This is a genomic window from Metabacillus crassostreae (genome assembly GCF_016908395.1).
Taxonomy (GTDB): Bacteria; Bacillota; Bacilli; order Bacillales; family Bacillaceae; genus Metabacillus; species Metabacillus crassostreae.
Genome location: NZ_JAFBDU010000001.1, coordinates 1,458,580 through 1,481,631, shown reverse-complemented (window position 1 = coordinate 1,481,631; position 23,052 = coordinate 1,458,580). Strand labels below are relative to the sequence as shown.

Annotated in this window: 21 protein-coding genes; 20 read left to right on the top strand and 1 reads right to left on the bottom strand. The window is 34.0% G+C overall.

All coding sequences use genetic code 11. The annotated features are described in order from the left end of the window. The first annotated feature begins 115 nt into the window (after positions 1-115). The 18 genes from JOC75_RS07670 to JOC75_RS07585 all read left to right on the top strand — a co-directional run bounded on the left by JOC75_RS07670 (position 116) and on the right by JOC75_RS07585 (position 20,101). Positions 116-352 carry a transcriptional regulator SplA domain-containing protein gene (locus JOC75_RS07670; RefSeq protein WP_204953413.1) on the top strand — a complete coding sequence of 79 codons (237 nt, stop codon included), beginning with the start codon at positions 116-118 and terminating at the stop codon, positions 350-352. Between the two features lie 294 nt (positions 353-646). Further along, entirely contained in the window at positions 647-1,675 is a 1,029-nt protein-coding gene (gene splB, locus JOC75_RS07665) for a spore photoproduct lyase (RefSeq protein WP_204953412.1), read from the top strand. Between the two features lie 133 nt (positions 1,676-1,808). Then, on the top strand, positions 1,809-2,597 hold the full coding sequence (locus JOC75_RS07660; protein ID WP_204953411.1) for an SDR family oxidoreductase: 789 nt from the start codon (positions 1,809-1,811) through the stop codon (positions 2,595-2,597). An 81-nt stretch (positions 2,598-2,678) separates the two neighbouring features. Next, complete coding sequence (locus tag JOC75_RS07655) at positions 2,679-3,695, top strand: S66 family peptidase (protein ID WP_204953410.1); 1,017 nt, start codon at positions 2,679-2,681, stop codon at positions 3,693-3,695. A 67-nt stretch (positions 3,696-3,762) separates the two neighbouring features. Continuing rightward, a complete protein-coding gene (locus JOC75_RS07650; RefSeq protein ID WP_204953409.1) occupies positions 3,763-4,629 on the top strand; it encodes an NAD(P)-dependent oxidoreductase in 867 nt (288 codons plus the stop codon). Positions 4,630-4,670: 41 nt separating this feature from the next. Further along, positions 4,671-5,078 carry a GNAT family N-acetyltransferase gene (locus JOC75_RS07645; RefSeq protein WP_239589310.1) on the top strand — a complete coding sequence of 136 codons (408 nt, stop codon included), beginning with the start codon at positions 4,671-4,673 and terminating at the stop codon, positions 5,076-5,078. A 380-nt stretch (positions 5,079-5,458) separates the two neighbouring features. Further along, a complete protein-coding gene (locus tag JOC75_RS07640; protein WP_204953407.1) occupies positions 5,459-7,549 on the top strand; it encodes a peptidoglycan D,D-transpeptidase FtsI family protein in 2,091 nt (696 codons plus the stop codon). 126 nt (positions 7,550-7,675) lie between these two features. Continuing rightward, positions 7,676-7,852: a hypothetical protein gene (locus tag JOC75_RS07635; RefSeq protein ID WP_204953406.1), complete on the top strand. Its 177-nt coding sequence runs from the start codon at positions 7,676-7,678 to the stop codon at positions 7,850-7,852. Positions 7,853-7,986: 134 nt separating this feature from the next. After that, the gene (locus JOC75_RS07630) at positions 7,987-9,219 is read left to right on the top strand and encodes an acyl-CoA dehydrogenase (RefSeq protein WP_204953405.1); all 1,233 of its coding nucleotides are present in this window, start codon (positions 7,987-7,989) and stop codon (positions 9,217-9,219) included. Then, entirely contained in the window at positions 9,219-9,995 is a 777-nt protein-coding gene (locus JOC75_RS07625) for an SDR family oxidoreductase (RefSeq protein WP_204953404.1), read from the top strand. Before JOC75_RS07630 ends, JOC75_RS07625 begins: the two co-directional genes overlap by 1 nt. A gap of 47 nt (positions 9,996-10,042) precedes the next feature. After that, positions 10,043-11,662, top strand: coding sequence for a long-chain-fatty-acid--CoA ligase (locus JOC75_RS07620; protein ID WP_204953403.1), 1,620 nt, complete (start codon positions 10,043-10,045; stop codon positions 11,660-11,662). Positions 11,663-11,768: 106 nt separating this feature from the next. After that, positions 11,769-12,332: a TetR/AcrR family transcriptional regulator gene (locus tag JOC75_RS07615; RefSeq protein ID WP_204953402.1), complete on the top strand. Its 564-nt coding sequence runs from the start codon at positions 11,769-11,771 to the stop codon at positions 12,330-12,332. 123 nt (positions 12,333-12,455) lie between these two features. Then, positions 12,456-13,331 carry a 3-hydroxyacyl-CoA dehydrogenase family protein gene (locus tag JOC75_RS07610; protein ID WP_204953401.1) on the top strand — a complete coding sequence of 292 codons (876 nt, stop codon included), beginning with the start codon at positions 12,456-12,458 and terminating at the stop codon, positions 13,329-13,331. A gap of 161 nt (positions 13,332-13,492) precedes the next feature. Further along, positions 13,493-13,903 carry an acyl-CoA thioesterase gene (locus JOC75_RS07605; protein WP_420828016.1) on the top strand — a complete coding sequence of 137 codons (411 nt, stop codon included), beginning with the start codon at positions 13,493-13,495 and terminating at the stop codon, positions 13,901-13,903. A gap of 26 nt (positions 13,904-13,929) precedes the next feature. Further along, the gene (locus JOC75_RS07600; protein WP_204953399.1) at positions 13,930-15,000 is read left to right on the top strand and encodes a phosphotransferase family protein; all 1,071 of its coding nucleotides are present in this window, start codon (positions 13,930-13,932) and stop codon (positions 14,998-15,000) included. 23 nt (positions 15,001-15,023) lie between these two features. After that, positions 15,024-16,778 carry an acyl-CoA dehydrogenase family protein gene (locus JOC75_RS07595; RefSeq protein ID WP_204953550.1) on the top strand — a complete coding sequence of 585 codons (1,755 nt, stop codon included), beginning with the start codon at positions 15,024-15,026 and terminating at the stop codon, positions 16,776-16,778. Between the two features lie 95 nt (positions 16,779-16,873). Then, positions 16,874-17,857: a quinone oxidoreductase family protein gene (locus JOC75_RS07590; RefSeq protein WP_204953398.1), complete on the top strand. Its 984-nt coding sequence runs from the start codon at positions 16,874-16,876 to the stop codon at positions 17,855-17,857. Positions 17,858-18,292: 435 nt separating this feature from the next. Continuing rightward, complete coding sequence (locus JOC75_RS07585) at positions 18,293-20,101, top strand: PAS domain S-box protein (RefSeq protein WP_204953397.1); 1,809 nt, start codon at positions 18,293-18,295, stop codon at positions 20,099-20,101. Between the two features lie 248 nt (positions 20,102-20,349). Here the strand turns inward: JOC75_RS07585 and JOC75_RS07580 are convergent, their stop codons facing one another. Beyond that, positions 20,350-21,507 carry an aminotransferase A gene (locus JOC75_RS07580; RefSeq protein WP_204953396.1) on the bottom strand — a complete coding sequence of 386 codons (1,158 nt, stop codon included), beginning with the start codon at positions 21,505-21,507 and terminating at the stop codon, positions 20,350-20,352. Between the two features lie 217 nt (positions 21,508-21,724). Between JOC75_RS07580 and corA the strand changes: the two genes are divergently transcribed. Further along, positions 21,725-22,702 carry a magnesium/cobalt transporter CorA gene (corA, locus tag JOC75_RS07575; protein ID WP_204953395.1) on the top strand — a complete coding sequence of 326 codons (978 nt, stop codon included), beginning with the start codon at positions 21,725-21,727 and terminating at the stop codon, positions 22,700-22,702. A 79-nt stretch (positions 22,703-22,781) separates the two neighbouring features. Further along, positions 22,782-22,967: a hypothetical protein gene (locus tag JOC75_RS07570; protein WP_204953394.1), complete on the top strand. Its 186-nt coding sequence runs from the start codon at positions 22,782-22,784 to the stop codon at positions 22,965-22,967. The last annotated feature ends 85 nt before the right edge of the window (positions 22,968-23,052 follow it).

Here is a 23,052-nt window from a genome sequence, read left to right as displayed (position 1 = left end):
ACAAAAATTGGCCTTTGCGAAGAGCAAAACATAAATTTTACTATTTAACTTACATACTTCAGACCATTTAGAACGAACCTATAGAAGATAACAGTACATAGGAGGAGATATCTAAATGGGAAATTTTCGTGTTGGAGAAGAAGTATACGTAATATACAGAAACCCACATGCTGCAGTTGTTGCGAACATTGAGAAAGCTGAAGTTGTAGAACATCCAAAAAATCCTCAAGAGTTGGCAATATTTCTTCATGATGCTTACCATCCACTTGCTGAAGATGATGCTGTGTTTTCTAGTTTTGAAGAAGCTGAGGAATTGTATAACGAGATATTTGATTATGAACAATATGATTAAAAAGAAGCAAATTAGCTTCTTTTTTTATTTTTGACCAAGTCTCTTTTCTGAAAGATTGTTGCTTTTATACGTCATTATTACAACCAGTGTGGTATCGCATTAAAGGTGCGATTTGTAGAAGAAAAGATGCCACTAGACTTTAACATAGTTGTTTCATCATCATTCTAAAAACAACTATGTTTACAAATAAGCCTTGATAAATAAAAGGAAATATTTTTTCAGGTTATCAATAATCACTTTAGCAAAGGTTAATCATGTATAAATCCTTTATTATATATAGAAAGAAGGTAAAAAATGATTAAACCATTTGTACCACAATTAGTTTATATTGAGCCTAGAGCACTTGAATACCCACGAGGTATCGAATTAAAAGAAAAATTTGAAAAGATGGGTTTGGAAATTAGAGAAACAACCTCACACAATCAAGTGCGGAATATACCAGGTAAAAACCATCTTCAGCAATATCGTACAGCAAAATCTACACTTGTAGTTGGTGTAAGAAAAACATTAGAGTTTGATACATCTAAACCTTCAGCAGAGTATGCGATACCACTTGCAACAGGTTGTATGGGGCATTGTCATTATTGTTACCTCCAAACAACAATGGGTAGTAAACCTTATATACGAACATATGTAAATGTTGATGAAATATTGGAGCAGGCGCAAACATACATGGAAGAACGTTCACCTCAAGTTACAAGATTTGAAGCATCTTGTACATCAGATATCGTAGGGATTGATCATTTAACACACTCTTTAAAATCAGCTATCGAATTTTTTGGGCAAACCGATATGGGAAGATTAAGATTTGTAACGAAATTCCATCATGTCGATCATCTATTAGATGCAAAGCATAATGGAAAAACTCGTTTTCGTTTTAGTATTAATGCAGATTTCGTTATTAAAAACTTTGAACCAGGAACATCTGCCCTTGATCAAAGAATTGAGGCAGCAGTTAAAGTAGCAAAAGCAGGCTATCCTTTAGGTTTCATTGTTGCTCCAATTTATATCCATGACAACTGGCAAGAAGGATACAAAAACCTTTTTGAAAAGCTAGATGCTTCAATTCCTTCTGATCTAAGAAACGATATAACCTTTGAAATGATTCAGCATCGATTTACTAAGCCTGCAAAAAGAGTAATCCAAAAGAATTACCCGAAAACGAAGCTTGAACTAAATGAAGAAGAAAGACGTTACAAGTGGGGAAGATATGGAATTGGAAAATATATTTATCAAAAAGATCAAGAGCAAGAATTAAGAGAAACGCTTGAAGATTATGTTGATCATTATTTCCCTAGTGCCAAAGTAGAATATTTCACATAAAAAACTCTATATTGTGTTTTCTTTTAAAAAAATCACAAAGCTCTCATATCATTATATGTGAGTGTTTTTGTGATTTTTTCTGGAAATAACATGTTAAAATATGTGTATAAGCTACATAAGGGGTGATTTGAAAATGGAATTAGGTTTAAAAGGCAAAAATGCTCTCATTATTGCTTCAAGTCAAGGTTTAGGTAAAGCTATTGCAAAGAAGTTAGCCGAACAAGGTGTAAATGTGATGATCTCAAGCAGAGATCAAAGTAAATTAGAAAATGTGAAAAAAGAACTTTTAGAGTTGAATAATGGGAAAATCATCTGCAAAGTTTGTGACATAAAAAATAAAAATGAAATACAAGAGCTAGTAGCTACAACAATAAACGAGTTGGGATCTATCGACTTATTAGTCAATAATGCTGGTGGCCCTCCTGCTGGGACTTTTGAAGAGATGACTGATGAAGATTGGCAGCATGCATTTGAATTAAATCTATTAAGCTATATAAGAATGATCAGAGAAGTGTTACCACATATGAAAGAAAATGGTGGTGGCAAAATAGTCAATATTGCTTCTTCCTCTGTTAAGGAGCCTATACCCGGTTTAATTTTATCAAATACATTTAGAACTGGCATAGTTGGATTAACCAAAACACTTGCATCGGAGCTTGCAAGCTACCAAATAGTAATCAATACGGTTGCACCTGGAAGAATATCAACCGATCGAGTTGCCTTCTTAGATGAAAATGCTGCAAAAAAGCAGGGGATGGCAATAGAGGAAATTCAAAATAAAGTAAGAAACACCATTCCATTAGGTCGGTATGGTAATCCAGAAGAATTTGCAAATTACGTTAGTTTTCTTTTATCAGATATAAATAGTTATATGACTGGACAAACATTTTTAGTAGATGGAGGTATGGTTAAATCAATCTAGATAGGAATCTTATTTTCCTTAATGTTAATGAAAGAAATAATAAATCCCTAACGTTAGATTTTGTAAGGAGTAGGAGAAGAGATGATTAGATACCCTTCACTAGAAAAACAAAATGTAGTTGGCGTGACAGCCCCTTCATCTGGTGTTCCATTAGAGTTACATAGTATGTTTCGAAAAGCTTTAATGAGACTGGAAGAAAAACAATATAAAGTTATTTGTAAAGAAACTGTTTGGACTCAATATAAAGCAAAATCAGCAGGGTCTAATGTGCGTGCGCAAGAATTAAATGATTTACTTCAGGATGAAGATGTTAAGCTTATTTTTCCACCATGGGGAGGAGAACTACTTATTGAAATCCTTGAGTATATAGAATTTGAGAAAATGACGCCTAAGTGGATTTTAGGTTATTCTGATACTAGTGCACTGTTACTAGCTATTACTTTAAAGACAGGTATTGCCACTGCACACGGTACAAATTTAGTGGATATTCGAGGAGAAGATTCTGATCCAACAACAGCTATGTGGGGAAATGTCTTACATACTAAACCAGGAGAATCAATCCTACAACTATCTTCAGAAAAATTTCAAGAGAAATGGGATCATAATAACCCAACTCCACAAATTTTTCATTTAACAGAGAAAACTACCTGGAAAACATCTGATAACAAGAAAGCTTCCGTAAGAGGACGATTACTTGGTGGTTGTATTGATATTATTCGCCATTTAGTTGGGACTCCTTTTGGAAATGTAGAAAAGTTTTATGAAAACCATATGAAACCTGATGAAATGATTATTTGGTATTTTGAAAACTGTGAATTATCTACAACAGATTTACGAAGATCACTAGTTCAATTAAAATTAGCCGGTTGGTTTAAAAACTGCTCTGGCATCATGTTTGGTAGAAGTGCTGCAAACCAACCAGTAAATCAATATGATGTCCTTGATGTTTATCAAGAATTGGCACAAGAATTAAACGTGCCTATTATCTATGATATAGATTGTGGTCATGTTCCACCACAAGTTACATTAATTAACGGAGCAATAGCCGAAATTGAAGTTCAAGATGGTAAAGGTACTGTTGTACAGTTTTTTGCTTAGTTTCTTTTCTTGTTCATATTCAAGATAAGTGTTTCTAGGTAGTTTGATAGAGAAGGGATTGATAATAATGAAACAAACAATTGGTTTTATTGGCTTAGGTGTTATGGGTAGAAGTATGGCAAATCATATTTTACAAGCTGGTTATCACCTAAACGTTTTTACAAGAACAAAAGAAAAAGCAGATGACTTATTAAAGAGAGGAGCTGTATGGAAGAATACAGTTAAAGAGCTAGCGGAAGAAAGTGATGTTATTATTACGATCATTGGCTATCCACAAGATGTTGAACAAATTTATTTAGGTGATAATGGTCTCGTTCAATCTGCAAGACCTAAAACAATTCTTATTGATATGACAACCTCTCAGCCTTCATTGGCTAAAACGATATACGAAAACGCAAAAATTAGAGATATTAAAGCATTGGATGCACCTGTTTCAGGTGGTGATATTGGTGCAAAAGAAGCACGTCTTGCGATTATGGTTGGTGGTGATCGTGCTGCCTATGAAGATTGTTTACCATTATTTGAAGTTATGGGGCAAAACATCGTATACCAAGGTGAAGCTGGTTCAGGACAACATACAAAGATGTGTAATCAAATTGCAATCGCTTCGGGGATGATCGGTGTTTGTGAAGCTATAGTATATGCAGAAAAGTCAGGCTTAGATCCTGAAACTGTCCTAAAAAGTATTTCAACTGGAGCGGCAGGAAGCTGGTCTTTAAGCAATTTGGCACCAAGAATGCTTAAGGAAGATTTCGAGCCAGGTTTCTTTGTGAAGCATTTTATTAAGGATATGGGAATTGCGTTAGAGGAGACAAACCATATGCAAATGGATGCACCTGGTTTAGAGCTAGCTCACAAGCTATACAATGAGTTAGCAAAGAATGGAGATGAAAATAAAGGAACACAAGCTCTATTAAAGCTATGGAAATCATAATAAGGCCTTTATTAAAAAATGATGATGTGCCATACAAGCTATTGTTAGAAGCAGATCCTTCAAAGGAAATAGTAGATAATTACCTTTTGAAAGGTAGCTGCTTTGTGATGGTGTATAAAGAAGATATCGTAGGTGTAGTGATCATAACTGAAGTAAGTCAATATGAAAACGAGATTGTAAATTTAGCTATTCAAGAAAAGTACAGAGGTAAGGGCTTGGCAAAACAACTTATTAACTCTGCTTGTGATTACTCTAGAAAAAAGGGTAAAAAGTTTATTATTGTTGGAACAGGTAATTCAAGTATTAATCAATTAGCCCTCTATCAAAAATGTGGCTTTCGGATTGACTATGTAAAAAGAAATTATTTTTTGGAAAATTACACTGACTTGATTGTTGAAAATGGTATTCCGTGTCTAGATATGGTTATGCTAAAAAAAATAATAGGATAATATAGTGAAATTTGAAACTTTTTACTGTTGAAAACGTCTAATATTATGACAAAAAACAATGTAATCTGCTTGCATTGTTTTTTGTATTGTAAAAAAACAGCTTACATGGTTTGTTTCACATTTAATTCATAATGTACAAGATATCTTCACGAAGGTTATGATAAAATAAAGAGTAAACCTAAATAATAACCACTATTAAAGGTTCTTTTTATGGGATGTTGTTACACATAGCACAATTGAAGCAAAGATAACAGTGGTCGATCATATACGCGTTACAGGGATACCACTAAACTTAATATAGAATAGTGTTTTCGTACACTTAAAAGTAAGAAGAACCAAAGCAGGTTATTAATTATAATTATTTTAGAGGAGGATCAACGTTGACAGATCAAAATACAAATGCATCAGAGCAGCGGAAATTAAGAAAATCTAGATATGTCCGGATTAATGTTTTCTTTTTTCTAGTGTTTATTTTATTTGTTGCTCTTGTTGTTCGTTTAGGTGTTGTTCAAATTGTACAAGGAGAAGAATTCTCTAAAGAGGTATCTAGAACAGAATCAGATTATGCACGTTTACCAGCACCTCGTGGGAAAATGTACGATCGTTATGATCGAGTTGTTGTTGATAATAAAAGTGTACCAGCAATAACTTATACTGTAGACAAAACAACGAAAACACAAGATAAAATTGATACGGCAAAAAAGCTTTCACAATTTATTAGCTATGAGCCAGAATATTTAGCAGAAGAACTTAAGGATCGAGATATACGTGATTATTGGTTAGCCGCTAACCCTGAGGAAGCAAAAGCTTTACTATCAGAAGAGGAATTAAAACTAAAGCCCTCTGAAACATACAAGCTTCAAGTAGAACGTGTTTCTGAAAAAGAAATTGAGGCTATAAAAGCAAATCAAGAAGAACAAGAGCTTGCTTATATGTACACTCGCTTTTCTTCTGGCTACCAATATGAGCCACAGGTTGTGAAATCATTAAATTTAACAGATAAGGAAGTATCAAGTGTAGCGGAAAACCTAGAACAGCTTCCAGGTGTAGATGTTATTACAGATTGGGATCGTGAAAACCCATATGGGGAATACCTTTCAACAATTTTTGGAGGAGTAACGTCACCTGAACAAGGTATACTTGAATCACGTGCTGATTATTATAAAGCAAGAGGATATGCACGAAATGAACGAGTAGGTAAAAGCTATCTTGAATATGAATATGAAGATTATTTAAATCCACGTAAAGCGAAAGTTGAGTATGTTTCTGATAAAAGCGGAAATATAGTTACTCAAAAAGTAGTTGATGAAGGTCAAAGAGGCTATGATTTAAAGCTTTCATTTGATATGGAATTACAGATTGAAGTGGAAAAAATTGTTGAAGAAGAATTACGAAAAGCAAGTGCCAGTCACCATTTAATGGATCGTGCATTTGTTGTCATGATGGACCCATATCAAGGTGATGTATTATCAATGGTTGGTAAGCAATTAAATCCTAAAGATAGATCTGGTGATATGTTAGATTTTGCTTATGGAACGTTTGCTACACAATATGAAGCAGGATCTACTGTGAAGGGTGCAACAGTACTTTCGGGGTATCAGCACGGTTTACCAATTAATAAGCCTTATAGAGATCGTACATTGAACTTCAAAGGAACACCACCAAAAAGTTCTTACAAAACGTTAGGTCCGATGAATGACTTAAGTGCATTAAAACTTTCATCAAATGTATATATGTTTTTTGTTGCATTGCATATAGCTGGTGTAGATTATGTCCCAAATGGTCCATTAAATGCTTCAACAGAAGATTTTCAAACATTACGCAATTATTTTGCTCAATTTGGTTTAGGAGTACCAACAGGTGTTGATCTGCCACAGGAATCTTCAGGGTTGATGAGCACACCAGATAACCCTGGTAAATTATTAGATATCTCAATTGGTCAGTTTGATACTTACACACCTCTACAATTAGCACAATATGTATCAGTTATTGCGAATGGTGGCTCTCGAGTTCAGCCACGAATTGTTACAAGTATTCATGCACCTGTTGATGAAGCTGAATTAGGTCCAATCGTAGTCGATAAAGCACCAAATGTCCTGAATAGAGTTAACAATACTCCTGAAGAAATTGAACGAGTTCAACAAGGCTTTAAACAAGTAGTATCACCTTCAGGAACTGGAAAAAGTATTATATACGATGTTGCAGGGAAAACTGGAACTTCTCAAACCTTGTACTACGGTCCAAAACGTGAATATTGGGGAAGAGAAACAAATAACCTGAATTTTGTTGGTTATTATCCATCAGGCAATCCAGAGATTTCTTTCAGTGTTGTTGTCCCATGGGCAAGCAATGACAAAACCTCCATAAATAAAGATATTACAAATCGTATTGTTGAAGCATACATTAAACTACAGAAGAAATATGTAACAACTACTGAAATTGAATATACGAAGCAGGAAGAAGAGGAGTGATCTCTTCTTCTTTTTTTATTCATTAGGACATAAAACTTAATCTCTTTTGAAATAATAAACAGGTGGTTTCTCTCATTCCACAAACTGAATATCAGCTGATTAAATTTCTTTAAAGGAGTGATTAACATGGCAAAGCGAACAAAGAAAAATGATCCACAGCAAAAGAACAAAAAAGGCTTTGATTCAAGTGTAATTGATTCTGAATTTAGTCATGAAGTTGGAAGTACTGATACAAATAAAATTCATAAAGATAAAGCAAAGAAAGAAAAAGCACCGAAAAATGATGGGAAGTATAAAGGGTAAAAAGAGGCTATTGCCTCTTTTTTTGTCTTTTGGTCTTTAAATAAATGAAAATAATAGTTGAATAGTAAGCTAATTTCATAATATGATAGGTACATACCAACCGGTTAGTAAGTTGTGGGAGGAAGTGAGAGTAATTGAATTTTTCCTATTCAAAGAAGGTAATTGATCTTCAAGAGAGAATACATTCATTTATGGAGGAATATATTTATCCAAATGAATATTTGTATGAGCAGCAGCTACAGCAACAGAAATCTAGATGGAGCAATGTCCCACCAATTATTGAACAGTTAAAATCAAAAGCAAAGGCTGAAGGTTTATGGAATTTATTTTTGCCAAGCAGTGAATATGGTGCAGGCTTATCAAATATAGAATATGCGCCACTTTGTGAAATAATGGGTCGTTCTCTAATTGCTCCAGAGGTATTTAATTGTAATGCACCTGATACCGGTAACATGGAAGTACTTGAGAGATATGGTACAGAAGATCAAAAGCAACAATGGTTAAGACCTTTATTAGATGGTGACATACGCTCATGTTTTTCAATGACAGAGCCTGATGTAGCCTCTGCAGATGCAACAAATATTAGTGCTACAATAAAGAAAGATGGTAACCATTACATTATTAATGGAACGAAGTGGTGGTCATCTGGTGCTGGTGATCCTAGGTGTAAAATTGCGATTGTTATGGGAAAATCAAATCCCAATTCTCCAAAGCATGAACAACAATCAATGATTTTGGTGCCACTTGATACACCAGGTGTAAAGATTGAAAGAATGCTTCCGGTTTTTGGCTACGACCATGCACCACATGGTCATGCTGAAATCACATTTGATTCTGTACGTGTTCCTGTTTCAAATATGATTTTAGGAGAAGGAAAAGGTTTTGCAATTGCCCAAGGAAGATTAGGCCCAGGAAGAATACATCATTGCATGCGGTTAATTGGAGCTGCCGAACGTGCTCTTGAATTTTTATGTAAGCGCGTTCATGAACGCGAAGCTTTTGGTAGAACACTTTCTCAGCAGGGAGTTATAAATGAGTGGATTGCAGATTCAAGAATAGAAATTGAGCAGGCTAGATTGTTAACTTTAAAAGCAGCATACATGATGGACACGGTAGGAAACAAAAAAGCAAAGTCTGAGATTGCGATGATAAAGGTTGTCGCTCCATCAATGGCTTTAAAAGTTTTAGATCGTGCAATACAAGGTTTTGGTGGTGCAGGTGTTAGTGATGATTTCCCTCTAGCAGCACAATGGGCAAATGCTAGAACTCTAAGAATTGCAGATGGACCTGATGAAGTACACCGAGCACAGGTAGCTAAATTAGAGTTAAAAAAACAATTAAATACATTTGTGCAGGAGGGAAAATAATGCATATCAAAGATTTATTTGACTTAACCGGGAAAACAGCCATCATTACGGGAGGTGGTAGAGGCTTAGGAGAACAAATCGCAGAAGGTTTCGCAGAAGCTGGGGCTAATATCGTGCTATGTTCTAGAAAGAAAGAGGCATGTGATGAAGTAGCAAGTCGCCTATCAGAAAGTGGTGCAGGTGAAGCGATCGGTTTAAAGTGTGATGTAACAAGTCAAGAGGACATAAAAAATGTAGTTGAAGAAACAATAAATAAGTTTGGGAGAATTGATATTTTAGTTAATAACAGTGGTGCAACCTGGGGGTCACCTGCTGTAGATATGCCGGTTACAGCATGGGAAAAGGTAATGAATGTGAATGTAACTGGTACTTTTTTAATGAGTCAAGAAGTTGGTAAGCATATGATGAAACAAAATAGCGGGAAAATTATTAACATTTCTTCTATAGCTGGTTTAGGTGGAACAGACCCGATGTTTATGGACACGATTGGATATAACACAAGTAAAGGAGCTGTTATTACTTTCACAAAGGATTTAGCTGCAAAATGGGGAAGGTATAATATTAATGTGAATTCTATTGCACCGGGTTTTTTCCCTACAAAAATGTCAAAGGCCATCATTGAAAATGGTAATGATTATTTTATGAATCGAACACCGCTTAAACGTTACGGCTCTAATCAAGATTTAAAAGGAGCAGCTGTTTTTTTAGCCACAGCAGCTTCAGATTATATAACAGGTGATGTATTAGTAGTTGATGGTGGAATGCATATAATGTGATGTTGAAAGCTGTTTATTAGTTAAATAGTTTTAAGGAGGAAAATGTAATGGAAAATATGAAAAAGTGGTTTTCTAAATATCCTGAATCTGTTCCAAATGAAATAGATATACCTCTACTATCTGTTCCAGAAATGCTTCAACAAACGGTTCGATCTTATGGTAATCATGAAGCAATCTCCTTTTATGGTAAAACCTTTACTTATAATGAACTAGCAAAAATGGTTTATGCTTTTACTTCCTCACTGCAGCAGTCAAATGTACAAAAAGGTGATCGAGTAGCAATAATGCTACCAAACTGTCCTCAATACGTTGTGTCTTATTATGGTGCTTTATCAGCAGGTGCAATTGTGACACAAATCAATCCAATGCTAGTTGAAAGAGAATTAGAATATATCCTTAATGATTCAGGTGCAGAAACGATTATTGTTTTCAATGCATTTTATCCTTTAGTTAAGCTAGTACAGCTTAAAACTAATTTAAAAAATATCATCACTGTAAGTCTTGAGCCAACTGAAACAGCTCAAGTAGAAGATTATACATTTGAGAGTTTTCTAGGCAAACAAAACGGTCAGGTATTACCTATTGAAATTATGCCAGAAGATGATATCGCAGTTTTACAATATACGGGTGGAACAACTGGACGTTCGAAAGGGGCAATGCTTTCACATCGTAATATTGTGGCGAATGCTTATCAATCAGGTGAATTTTTCAAAAATGAAATACAGGCTGGTAAAGAAAAATGCTTAACTGTTATTCCTCTTTTCCATGTTTTTGGTATGTCCAGTTGTATGAACTTAACGATTCTTTTTGGGAATTCAATGATTATGCTTCCTAGATTTGATCTTGAGGAAGTATTACAAACAATTAAACGTGAACAGCCAACATTATTCCCAGGTGTACCGACGATGTATGTTGCCATCACAAACCATCCTAATGCTGAAGATTATCATATTGAATCTATTAGAATTTGTAATAGTGGTAGTGCACCTATGCCTGTTGAGCTTTTAAAAGAGTTTGAACGTAAAACAGGTGCCAAAATATTAGAAGGATACGGATTGTCAGAAGCATCACCAGTTACACATTGTAATCCAGCGTTTGCAGATCGGAAACCAGGAACTGTTGGATTAGGGCTACCAAATACAGCTTATAAAATTGTCGATGTGGCTACAGGCACTATCGAGGTACCAGTCGGTGAGCTTGGAGAGATCATTATAAGTGGTCCTCAGGTTATGAAGGGATATTGGAATATGCCAGAGGAAACAGCTGTTACATTACGAGATGGTTGGTTATTTACAGGTGATATTGCCAGAATGGATGAAGATGGTTATGTATCGATTGTAGATCGGAAGAAGGATCTAATAATTGCAAGCGGTTACAATATCTACCCACGAGATATTGAAGAAATTTTATATGAACATCCATGTGTTCAAGAAGCAGTTGTTATTGGTGTACCTGATCAATACCGAGGAGAAACAGTCAAGGCATTCATTGTATTGAAATCAGAGAAATCAGTTACAAAAGAAGAAATGTTTGATTATTGTCGTGCACACATAGCTTCATATAAAGTTCCTACCCAAGTGGAATTTAGAAATGAATTGCCAAAAACAAATGTAGGGAAGATTTTACGACGTGCTTTAAGAGAAGAAGTATTAAATAGTGGTAGCTAAATTTTTCTACCGAAAAAAGAGAAGATAGAACAAATTTTCAAATCTGTTTCCTTTTATCACTATGGTATAATCTGATAAAAGTAGAATAGATTGAGAGGAATACAAGATGAAAGAGAAGATAAGAGAGCTTAGCATCCAGTTATTTGCAACGAAAGGATTTAAAGAAACATCCATACAAGATATTGTGGATGCTCTTAATGTAACAAAAGGCACATTTTATTATTACTTTACATCAAAAGAACAGCTTTTGATGGATATTCATCTTAAGTATATCGATGAATTATTAAGTAAACAGGAAGCTATTATTAATGACAAAAATATAAATTGTAAAGAAAAATTATATAAAATTGTTTATCTCCTCATCCATGATATTAAGAAGGAAGGATTAAGTGCAAAGGTGTTTTTTAGAGAAATGAGAAATCTAAACGAACAGCATCTTGCCCTTATAGTTCCAAAACGAGATCTATTCCGTCTTAATATTCAAAAAGTACTTGATGAAGGAATTACTACTAATGAAATTAGGAGTGATTTACCAACTGATATAGTTACTTTTAGTATTCTAGGAATGACCAATTGGAGTTACTTTTGGTTCGATCCTAATGGACGTAGAACAGATCAAGAGGTTTCAGATGTTTTTATTAAAGTATTATTAGAAGGTTTAGAAAAGTAGAAAAGGCTAAGGAGTCAAGCTTTCATTAAATCGAAATCTTGGCTCTTGATAAGTGATGGGCATGTGAATTTCTATTAATTCACATACATACTAACCGGTTAGTTAAAAAAGAGGGGGAATTTTATGTCCATTCAAACAGTTTGTGTTGTAGGTGCTGGACAGATGGGACATCAAATTGCGATGTTATCTGCTTTAGCAGGATTTAAAACAATATTACAGGATTTAAATGAAGCAGCTCTGGATAAAGCAAAAACAAATTTGCAAACAATTATGGAAAAATGGGTAGCTAAAGGCAAAATAACTGAGGATTTTAAAGCTACAGCTTTTAATAATCTTACATTTTCAACCAACATAAAAACATCAGCTTCTGAAGCGGATTTTATCATTGAAGCTATTGTTGAAAAATTAGATGCAAAGCAGGAACTCTTTAAAACACTTGATGAATATGCAAAGCCTACTACTATTTTAGCTTCTAATAGCTCTACAATTGTCAATTCGTTACTTGCAGAAGTGACAAATCGCCCTGATAAAGTTATTAATATGCACTTTTTCTTTCCACCACTTGTTATGGATTGTATTGAAGTTGTGAAGAGTGAACGAACATCAGAAAAAACAGTTCAACTTACATTGGATGTAAGTAAGAAAATGAATCGTACGGCTGTTCTTTTACAAAAAGAAATCTCAGGGTTTATAGCTAATCGTATACTTGGTGCCCTGCAGCGTGAAGCAGTTTATCTTTATGAAAATGGCTATGCAGATTTCAAGGATATTGATCTAATATGTAAAAAAGCATTGCATCATCCAATTGGTCCTTTTGAATTAATGGATTTATCAGGAATTGATGTTGGGTATTATGTGATGCAACAACGCTTTGCAGAAACTGGTGATCTAATAGATAAGCCTTCTAGGTGTATAGAGGAAAAGGTAGAACAAGGACATTTAGGAAGGAAAACAGGTAAAGGCTGGTATCTCTATAACAAAGAAGAGGTAAGAAATTAAAAGCTGTTTTCAATTTGACCTTCAGTTAAGCTAGAAAAATTTATATAGAATATTAAGTATTTATTAATTAAGAAAGGATCCTGATAGATTCTATACAATTCTGTTTCAATTAAATTGCTTTAAAAAGATTACGAAAATTTCTCAAAGTAAGGAGCGATAAAATCATGGAGCATCAAACAACTGTTAATGTACGATTTTGTGAAACAGATGCACTTGGACATGTGAATAACACAAGCTATTTTATTTATCTGGAAGAAGCAAGGGTACAATTTTTTGAGGAAATTGGTTACGAAATGAATACGAATGAGTGGCAGTTTATTTTAGCATCGACAAAATGTGATTTTATAGGGCAGGCATTTTTTAATCAAAAACTAATAATAACAACTGAAGTTAGCAAAATTGGAACAAAAAGCTTTCATCTTTCTCACTCAATACACAATAAAGATACAGTGGAGCTTGTTGCAAGAGGAGAAGCGATTATTGTGTATTTTAATTTTGAGCTTCAAAAAAGTATGCCTTTGTCTTCTGATTTAAAAAGTGCTCTAGAAGAACACTATAGAGCATTAACATAGTCTTTTTGAAAAGGAGAGTCCTATAAATGAATGATATCATCCCAGTTCGTTCTGGTGAAGAACTAAATATTGAGAAAGTTCATACCTTTTTGTTAAAAAGTCTGCCTGAAATTCCAAGGGATATCCCACTTTCAATACGTCAATTTGGAGTAGGTGCTTCTAATTTAACCTATGAATTAACAATAGGGAAATGGGAAGCTGTTTTAAGAAAACCACCTCTTGGTCCTGTTGCACCAAAGGCACATGATATGGAACGTGAATATTTAGTTTTAAAAACATTACATCCGATGTTTCCGATTGCTCCTAAGCCTTATATATTTAGTGATGACCATTCTATCGTAGGAAGTCCTTTTTTTATAATGGAAAGAAAACATGGGGTGCTAGTAGACACAGAATTTCCACCTAATATTAAAGAATCGAAGGAACTTGGAAAGCAGTTAAGTGAGCAGATGGTAAATACCCTTGTTCAGCTTCATGAGCTACCCTACAAAGGAACTGTTCTTGAAGAATTGAGTAATCCTAAAGGTTTTATGGAACGTCAGGTTTTTGGATGGATTAAGCGATATGAACGATCAAAAACAGAAGAAATTAAAGAAGCTGATGATATCACTAATTGGTTAGTAAAGAACATTCCTCAGAGTAAAGCATCAACAATTATCCATTATGATTTTAAATTTAATAACACTTTATTTACAAGTGATTTAGATGAACTATCAGGTTTGTTTGACTGGGAAATGTCAACAGTTGGTGATCCATTAGCTGATGTGGGAGCAGCCTTAAGTTATTGGTGTCAAGCTGATGATCCATATTTGTTAAAGAATGGGTTAGGTAAACCACCCATTACAGTAAGAGAGGGCTTTTTTACAAGAAAACAGTTTATTGAAAGTTATGCAAAGAAAAGTGGTCGAGATGTTAGTCAAATCCACTATTACCTTACTTTTGCTTATTTTAAATTAGCTGTTATTTGCCAACAAATCTACTTTCGTTATCATAAAGGGCAGACAACAGATCCACGTTTCAAAAACTTTCATTTGTACGTGAAAACACTTATTCAACATGCAACAGCAGTATGCCAACAGCCTAATAAAGTTAGATAGTAAATGGAGGGGTTAATTTGAAGGTGAGTCGAACGAAACCTGTAAAAGGTGGTAGTTTTCTATATGAGTATGAGCTACCACAAAATATTTTCACTCCAGAAGACTTAACTATTGAGCATACCTTGATTCAGAAAACAGCAGCTCATTTTATAAGATTAGAAGTTGAACCCTGTAGAGAACAAATTGAAAACCAGGATTTTAATAAAGTTGTCGAGTTATTAAAAAAAGCTGGTGATCTTGGTCTTTTAGCTCATAGTGTTCCAGAGAAATATGGAGGACTTGGACTTGATAAAATAAGCAAAAGCCTTGTTGGTGAAGAGGTAGGTAGAGCTGGTGGATACGGTGTGGCACACTCTAATCATACCTGTATTGCTACATTACCAATCACGTACTTTGGTACAAAACAACAAAAGGAAAAGTATTTACCGAAGCTTGCTAATGGTGAATTTATTGGTGCTTATTGTTTAACTGAGCCAAATGCAGGTTCAGATGCTCTTGCAGCACAAACAACAGCAAAATTAAACGATGAAAATACTCATTATGTATTAAATGGTACAAAACTTTATATTACAAATGCTGCTTTTTCTGATACTTTTATTGTCTATGCAAAAATAGATGGTGAAAAGTTTACAGCCTTTATTGTTGAAAAAGATTTTCCAGGTTTAGTATTAGGACCAGAGGAAAATAAGATGGGGATAAAGGGTTCTTCAACAAGATCTGTTATTTTTGAGGATTGTCTTGTTCCTAAGGAAAATTTATTAGGAGAAGTGGGTAAAGGGCACGTGATTGCTTTAAATGTACTGAATTTAGGTAGATTTAATTTAGGATCAGCTTGTGTAGGTGGAGCTAAATATGCATTAGAGCTTGCATTAAAGTATACAAATCAACGTTATCAATTTGGTAAGCCTATATCAGGGTTCAATGCAACAAAAGAAAAGCTAGCTTTGATGGCAGCAAAAATCTATGCTTCAGAATCGATTCAATTCCGAACAGCAGGATTACTTGAAGATAAGTTAAGTGACTTATATCTTTCAGAGGACACATCAAAAATTGCCTCAAGTCTTATGGAATACGCAACAGAATGTGCTATCTGTAAAGTGTATGGATCTGAAACCTTAGACAAGATAAGTGATGAAGCACTTCAGCTTCACGGTGGAGCGGGCTATATAAAAGAATACAAAATTGAACAAGTTTACCGAGATTCTAGAATTAATCGGATTTTTGAAGGTACGAATGAGATTAATCGTTTACTATTACCAACACTTCTATTTAAAAATGTAGTAAAAGGTGTAATAGACATAAAAAGTATTGTTGGTAAAGCAGTAGAAAATTTATCTACAAGTCATGCTATTAATGAAGAAGTATTTTCAAGTGAAAAAGCAGCGATATTGGCCATTCGAAATGTATTTCTTGTATGTATCGGCACTATTTATCAAGAGTATGAGCAGAAGATTTTTGACCAACAAGAAGCTATGATCAAGTTATCTAATATGGCAATTGAATTATTTGCTGCAGAATCTTCACTTGCAAGAGCAATGAAAAATGACAGTCAATTAACTAACCTTCTAGCGAGGGCTATTGTAGAGAAAGCTATTTATGAAACTGAATTTCTCTCAAGACAACTTATAAATGAGTCAATAACTGATAAAAAGAAAAGAATGCAATTAGTTCATCTTGTAACCTATCACTTACAATCACTTGATGTAGTCATCACTTCATTTGAGAAACGTAAAATAGCAGAAGCTCAAATAGAAGCTGAGCAATATACATCAACTTAACTTATTATTTATAGAGCTGTGTTTAATTCAATATTAATCTACTATTCGATGTCTTTGTAATAAAGTTGCATAAGGGAAAAGAATGGAGGAAGAAAATGAAGGCGATTCAATTTACACAGTATGGTGGACCAGAGGTACTTAATTATATTGAATTAGAGAAGCCAAAACCGAGAGACTTTGAAGTGCTCATTAAAATTGAAGCAATCGGAGTTAATTATGCTGACACCGCTAGAAGAGAAGGGCAGTATGTAGTTAATACACCCTTACCATATGTCCCAGGTTCAGAAGTTGCCGGTACAGTTATAGAGATAGGAAGTAATGTAAAAGATGTATGTGTTGGAGATCGAGTTGTAACGTTGTTTAATTCAAAAAGAGCCACAGGATATGCAGAATATACTGTAGCAAACTCAAGTTCACTTATTCCAATTCCTGAAAGTGTTGATATGAATTCTGCAGTCGCTCTACCTTTACAAGGATTAAGTGCTTATCATATCTTAAAAACAATGGGAAGGCTTGAAAAAGGTGAGACCGTTTTAGTTCATGCAGCGGCTGGTGGTGTGGGTACGATCGCTATTCAGCTTGCAAAGCTATTCGGAGCTGGGAAGGTAATTGCAACAGCAAGTAATGAAGAAAAATTATCTTTAGCAAAGGAACTGGGTGCCGATGTTTGTATTAACTATACAGAAGAGGGCTGGGAGAAGCATGTTCATGAATCCACAGGTGGCGTAGGAGTCGATGTTGTTCTTGAAATGGCAGGTGGTGATATATTCAGTAAATCACTAGATTGTTTAGCACCGTTTGGTCGATTGGTTATATATGGTGTAGCAAGTGGTGAGCAAGCACGCCTTTATCCATCAACATTAATGGCAGAAAATAAATCAGTAATTGGCTTCTTTTTGCCGGGTATTATGAAAAAGCAAGAGTTATATCGTAGTAGCTTAATGGAGTTACTTACTTTTGTTGGTGAAGGAAAATTAAAACTAACGATTGGTGGAATATTTCCATTGACAAGTGCAGCAGAAGTACATCGTTTACTTCAAGCAAGGCAAACAAAGGGGAAGTTAGTTCTCATTCCTTGATTAGTATTAAAGATATGAATACATTCGTATTATTGTGGTTCAGCATCCTTAAAATTAAGGGTGCTTTCTTATCATTGATTGCTGAATGAGTTGATAATCGATGAAAGTTTTGATAAAGGCTGTTTTCGCAAACTTTTTTACTTTTAAATACTTGTGAAATTAGTACAGTTGTAAGTCTATTGGCATCTATTCTTCTTAAAATAGTTGTTTTTTATGCGAAATTACACTGTTCCTAATGTATATTTTGGTTACATAGCAACAATCTTCAGAAAAGAGCTTTGATAAAAAAAGGATTTTGATGAAAATGATAGAATAATATATAAATACATACATACCGTAAGATTTTTAATACCGTTTGTTTTAATATCGTTCGTTATATATTACTTATCCAAAATCAGAGATAAATTTATGGTAAAGCTTTAAGGGGAGGAAGCCATGGATCAACAATCTGCATATAGAGAAACAACCAATCAGAATATTGAGATATACGCTATTGTATCTTCAAGTGGGCGCTTCCAATACATTTCTTCCAATTCATATGAATTAATTGGTTTCAAAAATGATGAAGTAGTTAATAAATATATGAAAGAATTTATCCACATTGAAGATTTATTCCTAATAGAAAGCTACTTTCATAATGAGCATCATCTATATCCTTGTTCATTTCGTTTCCTTTGTAAAAATGGGACCTATATTTGGTTTGAAGCATGTGTCGACTTTATAAGAAGTTCCATCAAGAATGAAGGAAAAGAAGTTATTCTTAAGATGAAGGCACTAAACACAAATAATGTTGCTTCAAATAAGAATGTTTACAAGAAGCAAGATGTAATAAATGAATTGGACGATATTAATGGTAATTTATTGATAGAGGATTTACCAAGTCCACTAATATTAGCCACACAAGGGAAGGTTTGTTATGTAAATAGAGCTTTCCAAGAGCTTTTGGGTTCAGATTCAAAGGAAAAATTTATTGGAAACTATATCTATGATTTTATCGAGCATAGTTTTCATGATATTGTTAAAAATCGGATTCAACGATTACATAATGGCGAACAAGTTGGTATTATTGAACAATTATGGAATAGAACGGATGGATCGACTGTTAATGTCGAGGTACTTGCTCGTCTCACTGAACATGAGGGCAAAAATGCGGAGTTAATTATATTAACAGATATTTCATCTAAAAGAAATTTTCAAAAGATCCTTCAAAAAAGTAGGGAGCGATATCAACGGTTGATCGATAATTCAATCGATATGATTGCTGTGATCCATCAAGACAAATGGGTGTTTGTAAATGAAGCAGGTATTAAGCTGTTCCAGGCCGGAGATTATCAGGAAATGTTAGGTAGAAATATTTATAGAGACCTACATCCTGAAGACCATTACACAATGAAGGCTGCTCTTAAATCTATACTTGATCGAAAGATGGAAGTACATATTTCAAACCAATCTTGGTTAGTAGATAGCAAGAAAAAAATTTTTACTGAAATGGTTTGTATTCCAACCACATACTTTGGGGAACAAGCAGTTCAGGTGATTTTAAGAGATATTTCCGATCGAAAAAAAACAGAAGAGTTAATGTTGCGCTCAGAAAAACTATCTATAGCTGGTCAGCTTGCAGCAGGTATAGCTCATGAAATAAGAAATCCTCTTACAGCAATAAAAGGATTTCTGCAAATAATGAAGCCAGATATGGAACAACATAGCCAATATTATCAGATCATTTTTTCGGAACTAAATAGAATTGAATTAATTTTAAGTGAGTTATTAATGCTTGCTAAGCCACAAGAAACTCAATTTAAAAAGACAAACATAGTGACACTGCTTCAAGAGGTAGCGATGCTTCTAGAAACTCAGGCAAATATGAATAGCGTATTTATAGAAGAACAACATACCGAATCTACGTTATCAGTATATTGTGATGAAAACCAGTTAAAACAGGTATTTATAAATTTATTTAAGAATGCAATTGATGCTATGACTAGTGGTGGTAAGGTTTCTGTTTCTACAAAAAGAGAAAGAGATAAAGTGGTTGTATCTGTTAAAGATGAAGGTGAAGGAATTTCATCAGATTTAATAGAACGAATAGGAGAGCCATTTTTAACAACAAAGGAAAATGGTAATGGACTAGGTTTAATGATTACATATAAAATTATAGAGGATCATAAGGGTAATATTTTAGTGGATAGTGAAATTGGGATGGGAACGACCTTTATTGTTGAATTACCATGTGACATAGCTTGACTGAAATAAACAAAAACAACGGCTAAACGGCCGTTGTTTTTGTTTATTAAGCTTTATTTAATTGTCATTCTTTTTTAAATGGCTCTGTTAAACTTTGTTGTGGATTTCCGTTACAGGCATTCGCTTTCCGCGGGCGGTCCGGGAGCCTCCTCGTAAGCTGCGCACCTGTGGGGTCTCCCTTTGACACGCTTCTCTAAGCAGGAGTCTCATATATTCACCTCCAATCAACAAAGTGTTAAAAACCAACATTAAGCTTTAACATAGCCTTTTAAATAATTCTCAATGCGATCCATTGCTTTAACTAGTTGATCCATTGAATAAGCATAGGATAATCGGACGTATCCTTCTCCATATGGTGAAAAGGCACTGCCGGGAACTAATGCAACTCCTGCTTCTTTAACAAGTGAAAGGGCAAAATTAAAAGAAGATTTATTGAATTTTTGAATACTAGGAAATAAGTAAAAGGCTCCATCAGGCTTAACTACTTCAAATCCCATATTGACTAATCTATTATAAACATAATCTAATCTTTCGTTATAAGCTTTTTTCATATCACTGGCATCATCAATACCTACTGTGAGTGCTTCAAGTGCAGCTTTTTGAGCAATAGATGTGGCGCATGAAACATTATATTGATGAACTTTAAGAATATGCTTTGCCACTGCCTCAGGTGCAAATAAAAGCCCGATACGCCATCCTGTCATACTATGAGATTTAGAAAGACCATTTATCACAACTGTCTGATCGCGGAGAACCTTTGCAATAGAATGATGAGCTTTCCCATAAACTAGCTCACTATAAATTTCATCTGATAAAATAAATATATTTTTCTCTCTCACAAGCTCTGCGATTTCCTTTAATTCAGCTTCTTCCAATGTAACACCTGTCGGATTCGATGGGTATGGAAGAACAATACATCTCGTTTGTTGGGTAAGGTGTGGCTTTATAAGATCTGCTGTTAGTTTGAAATCACTTTTCGTTGTATCAACATAAACAGGAATGCCTCCAGCTAGTTTAATTAAAGGTTCATATCCAGGATAAACAGGACTTGGTAGTATGACTTCACTGCCTTCTTCCAATAAGGTTCTAAACGTACAATCTATTGCCTGACTAGCTCCAACTGTAACGATAACTTCATGATCTGGTGAATATGTAAGCTGATATTTTTCTTTTACATAATGACTCGCTGCTTTTCGAAGTTCAATATATCCAGCATTTTGCGTATATGTAGTGAAATTGTCCCTGATCGCTTGTAAGCCTGCTTCTTTAATATGTTCAGGGGTAGTAAAGTCAGGTTGACCAATCGTTAATGAAATAACATCATCATACTCTGCTACCATATTAAAAAATTTTCTTATACCTGATAACTCTATGTTTTTCACCTTTGAATTTACTAAGTGCTCCATCTCTAATCTTACCTCCTAATATATATTAAGTTATATCAATAAATACTTTTTTACGATGTTGAATGTATAGGTGTTATTTTACCATTTTCCTAAGACATGTCATCTTTTTTCTGATAACTATAGTAACAAACATATTTTTGAAAAACAGAAATACTAGTAAAAGTTTAAGTAGTATATACCACGGGTATATTAATAAGAGATTGTTTAAGAGAGAGTAGTGAGTATTTTGATCCAAACAGTTGCCATCACAACTAACGGGGAAATAATCTATGATATTTCCATGGAGAAGTTAAAAGGTGAAAATATAAAATGGTATTGGGTTGATTTTCAAGAGCCTAATGAAAATGAAATACAGCTACTAACAAGTTTTTTTCATTTTCATCCTTTAGCTATTGAAGATTGCTTAGAGTTTGTTCAACGACCCAAGCTCGATTTTTATGATAACTATTTTTTTGTTGTCATTCATTCAATAAATCAGGATACACTTGATGCTGATGAAGTAGATATATTCGTTTCAGATAAGTTTATTGTTACGTTCCATAAAAAGCCTGTTAGAGATCTGAAAAATATTTTGCAGCAGGTTGGTAAAGAGAAAACGCTTCAAGATAATCCGATGCAAATTATGTACCAAGTTATTGATAAAATAGTTGATGAGTATTTTCCTCCAGTTTATAAATTAGAAGATTTAGTTAACCAGGTTGAAGATAACACAAGTGATCAAACAATTAGTGAATTAATGGAACAAGTTTTTGATATACGTTCAGAATTAAATAAATTAAGAAGAACCATTGTTCCAATGAGAGATTTATTATATAGAATTATTTCATCTTCAAGACTTAACTCTATAAAGGAAAAGCATATTTATTTTCAAGATATTTATGATCATTTATTAAAACTAGTAGAAATGATTGATGCAAATCGAGAATTATCATCTGATATTAGAGACAGTTATCTTTCAATTAGCTCAGATCGGATGAATCGAGTGATGATGACTTTAACTGTCATGTCATCTATATTTCTTCCTTTAACTTTCATTGCGGGGGTATATGGAATGAATTTTCAATATATGCCTGAATTAGCAGGGGAATATAGCTATTTTATCGTTCTCGGCTTAATGGTATTAATAGCCCTTGGGATGATATGGTTTTTTTTCAAAATGGGCTGGTTTCGATTCCACAAAGGAACAAAGTTATAGTACCGACTCAAAATTTATAAATCAAACGTATCATATAATCAGCTTCTATTCATGATTTATATATCCGAGGTGAGTAACATTGATAGATCAAACATTGTTAACAGATCAAGAACGTAAATTGATTAATAAGCTTGAAACAGAAATGTTTTATGCTTTAACAATTAACCAAATTCGCTTTTATAAAAATGAAATACAAACAATTATGAATCATGCTAAAAGGCGAAATTTATTAGTTAACGAGCATAAAAGTATTTTAAATGTATAAGAAATTAATGAAGGATTTACTTAGAAATTATAGAGCACTAATTATTGCTCTTATATATCTCCCTAAGTAAATCCTTTTTATTTAA

Coding starts and splice junctions, on each gene's coding strand:
- JOC75_RS07590 (WP_204953398.1), top strand. CDS start 16,874: ATGAAGGCGATTCAATTTACACAGTATGGTGGACCAGAGGTACTTAAT.
- JOC75_RS07670 (WP_204953413.1), top strand. CDS start 116: ATGGGAAATTTTCGTGTTGGAGAAGAAGTATACGTAATATACAGAAAC.
- JOC75_RS07600 (WP_204953399.1), top strand. CDS start 13,930: ATGAATGATATCATCCCAGTTCGTTCTGGTGAAGAACTAAATATTGAG.
- JOC75_RS07625 (WP_204953404.1), top strand. CDS start 9,219: ATGCATATCAAAGATTTATTTGACTTAACCGGGAAAACAGCCATCATT.
- JOC75_RS07655 (WP_204953410.1), top strand. CDS start 2,679: ATGATTAGATACCCTTCACTAGAAAAACAAAATGTAGTTGGCGTGACA.
- JOC75_RS07610 (WP_204953401.1), top strand. CDS start 12,456: ATGTCCATTCAAACAGTTTGTGTTGTAGGTGCTGGACAGATGGGACAT.
- JOC75_RS07635 (WP_204953406.1), top strand. CDS start 7,676: ATGGCAAAGCGAACAAAGAAAAATGATCCACAGCAAAAGAACAAAAAA.
- JOC75_RS07580 (WP_204953396.1), bottom strand. CDS start 21,507: ATGGAGCACTTAGTAAATTCAAAGGTGAAAAACATAGAGTTATCAGGT.
- JOC75_RS07585 (WP_204953397.1), top strand. CDS start 18,293: ATGGATCAACAATCTGCATATAGAGAAACAACCAATCAGAATATTGAG.
- JOC75_RS07615 (WP_204953402.1), top strand. CDS start 11,769: ATGAAAGAGAAGATAAGAGAGCTTAGCATCCAGTTATTTGCAACGAAA.
- JOC75_RS07650 (WP_204953409.1), top strand. CDS start 3,763: ATGAAACAAACAATTGGTTTTATTGGCTTAGGTGTTATGGGTAGAAGT.
- splB (WP_204953412.1), top strand. CDS start 647: ATGATTAAACCATTTGTACCACAATTAGTTTATATTGAGCCTAGAGCA.
- JOC75_RS07620 (WP_204953403.1), top strand. CDS start 10,043: ATGGAAAATATGAAAAAGTGGTTTTCTAAATATCCTGAATCTGTTCCA.
- JOC75_RS07660 (WP_204953411.1), top strand. CDS start 1,809: ATGGAATTAGGTTTAAAAGGCAAAAATGCTCTCATTATTGCTTCAAGT.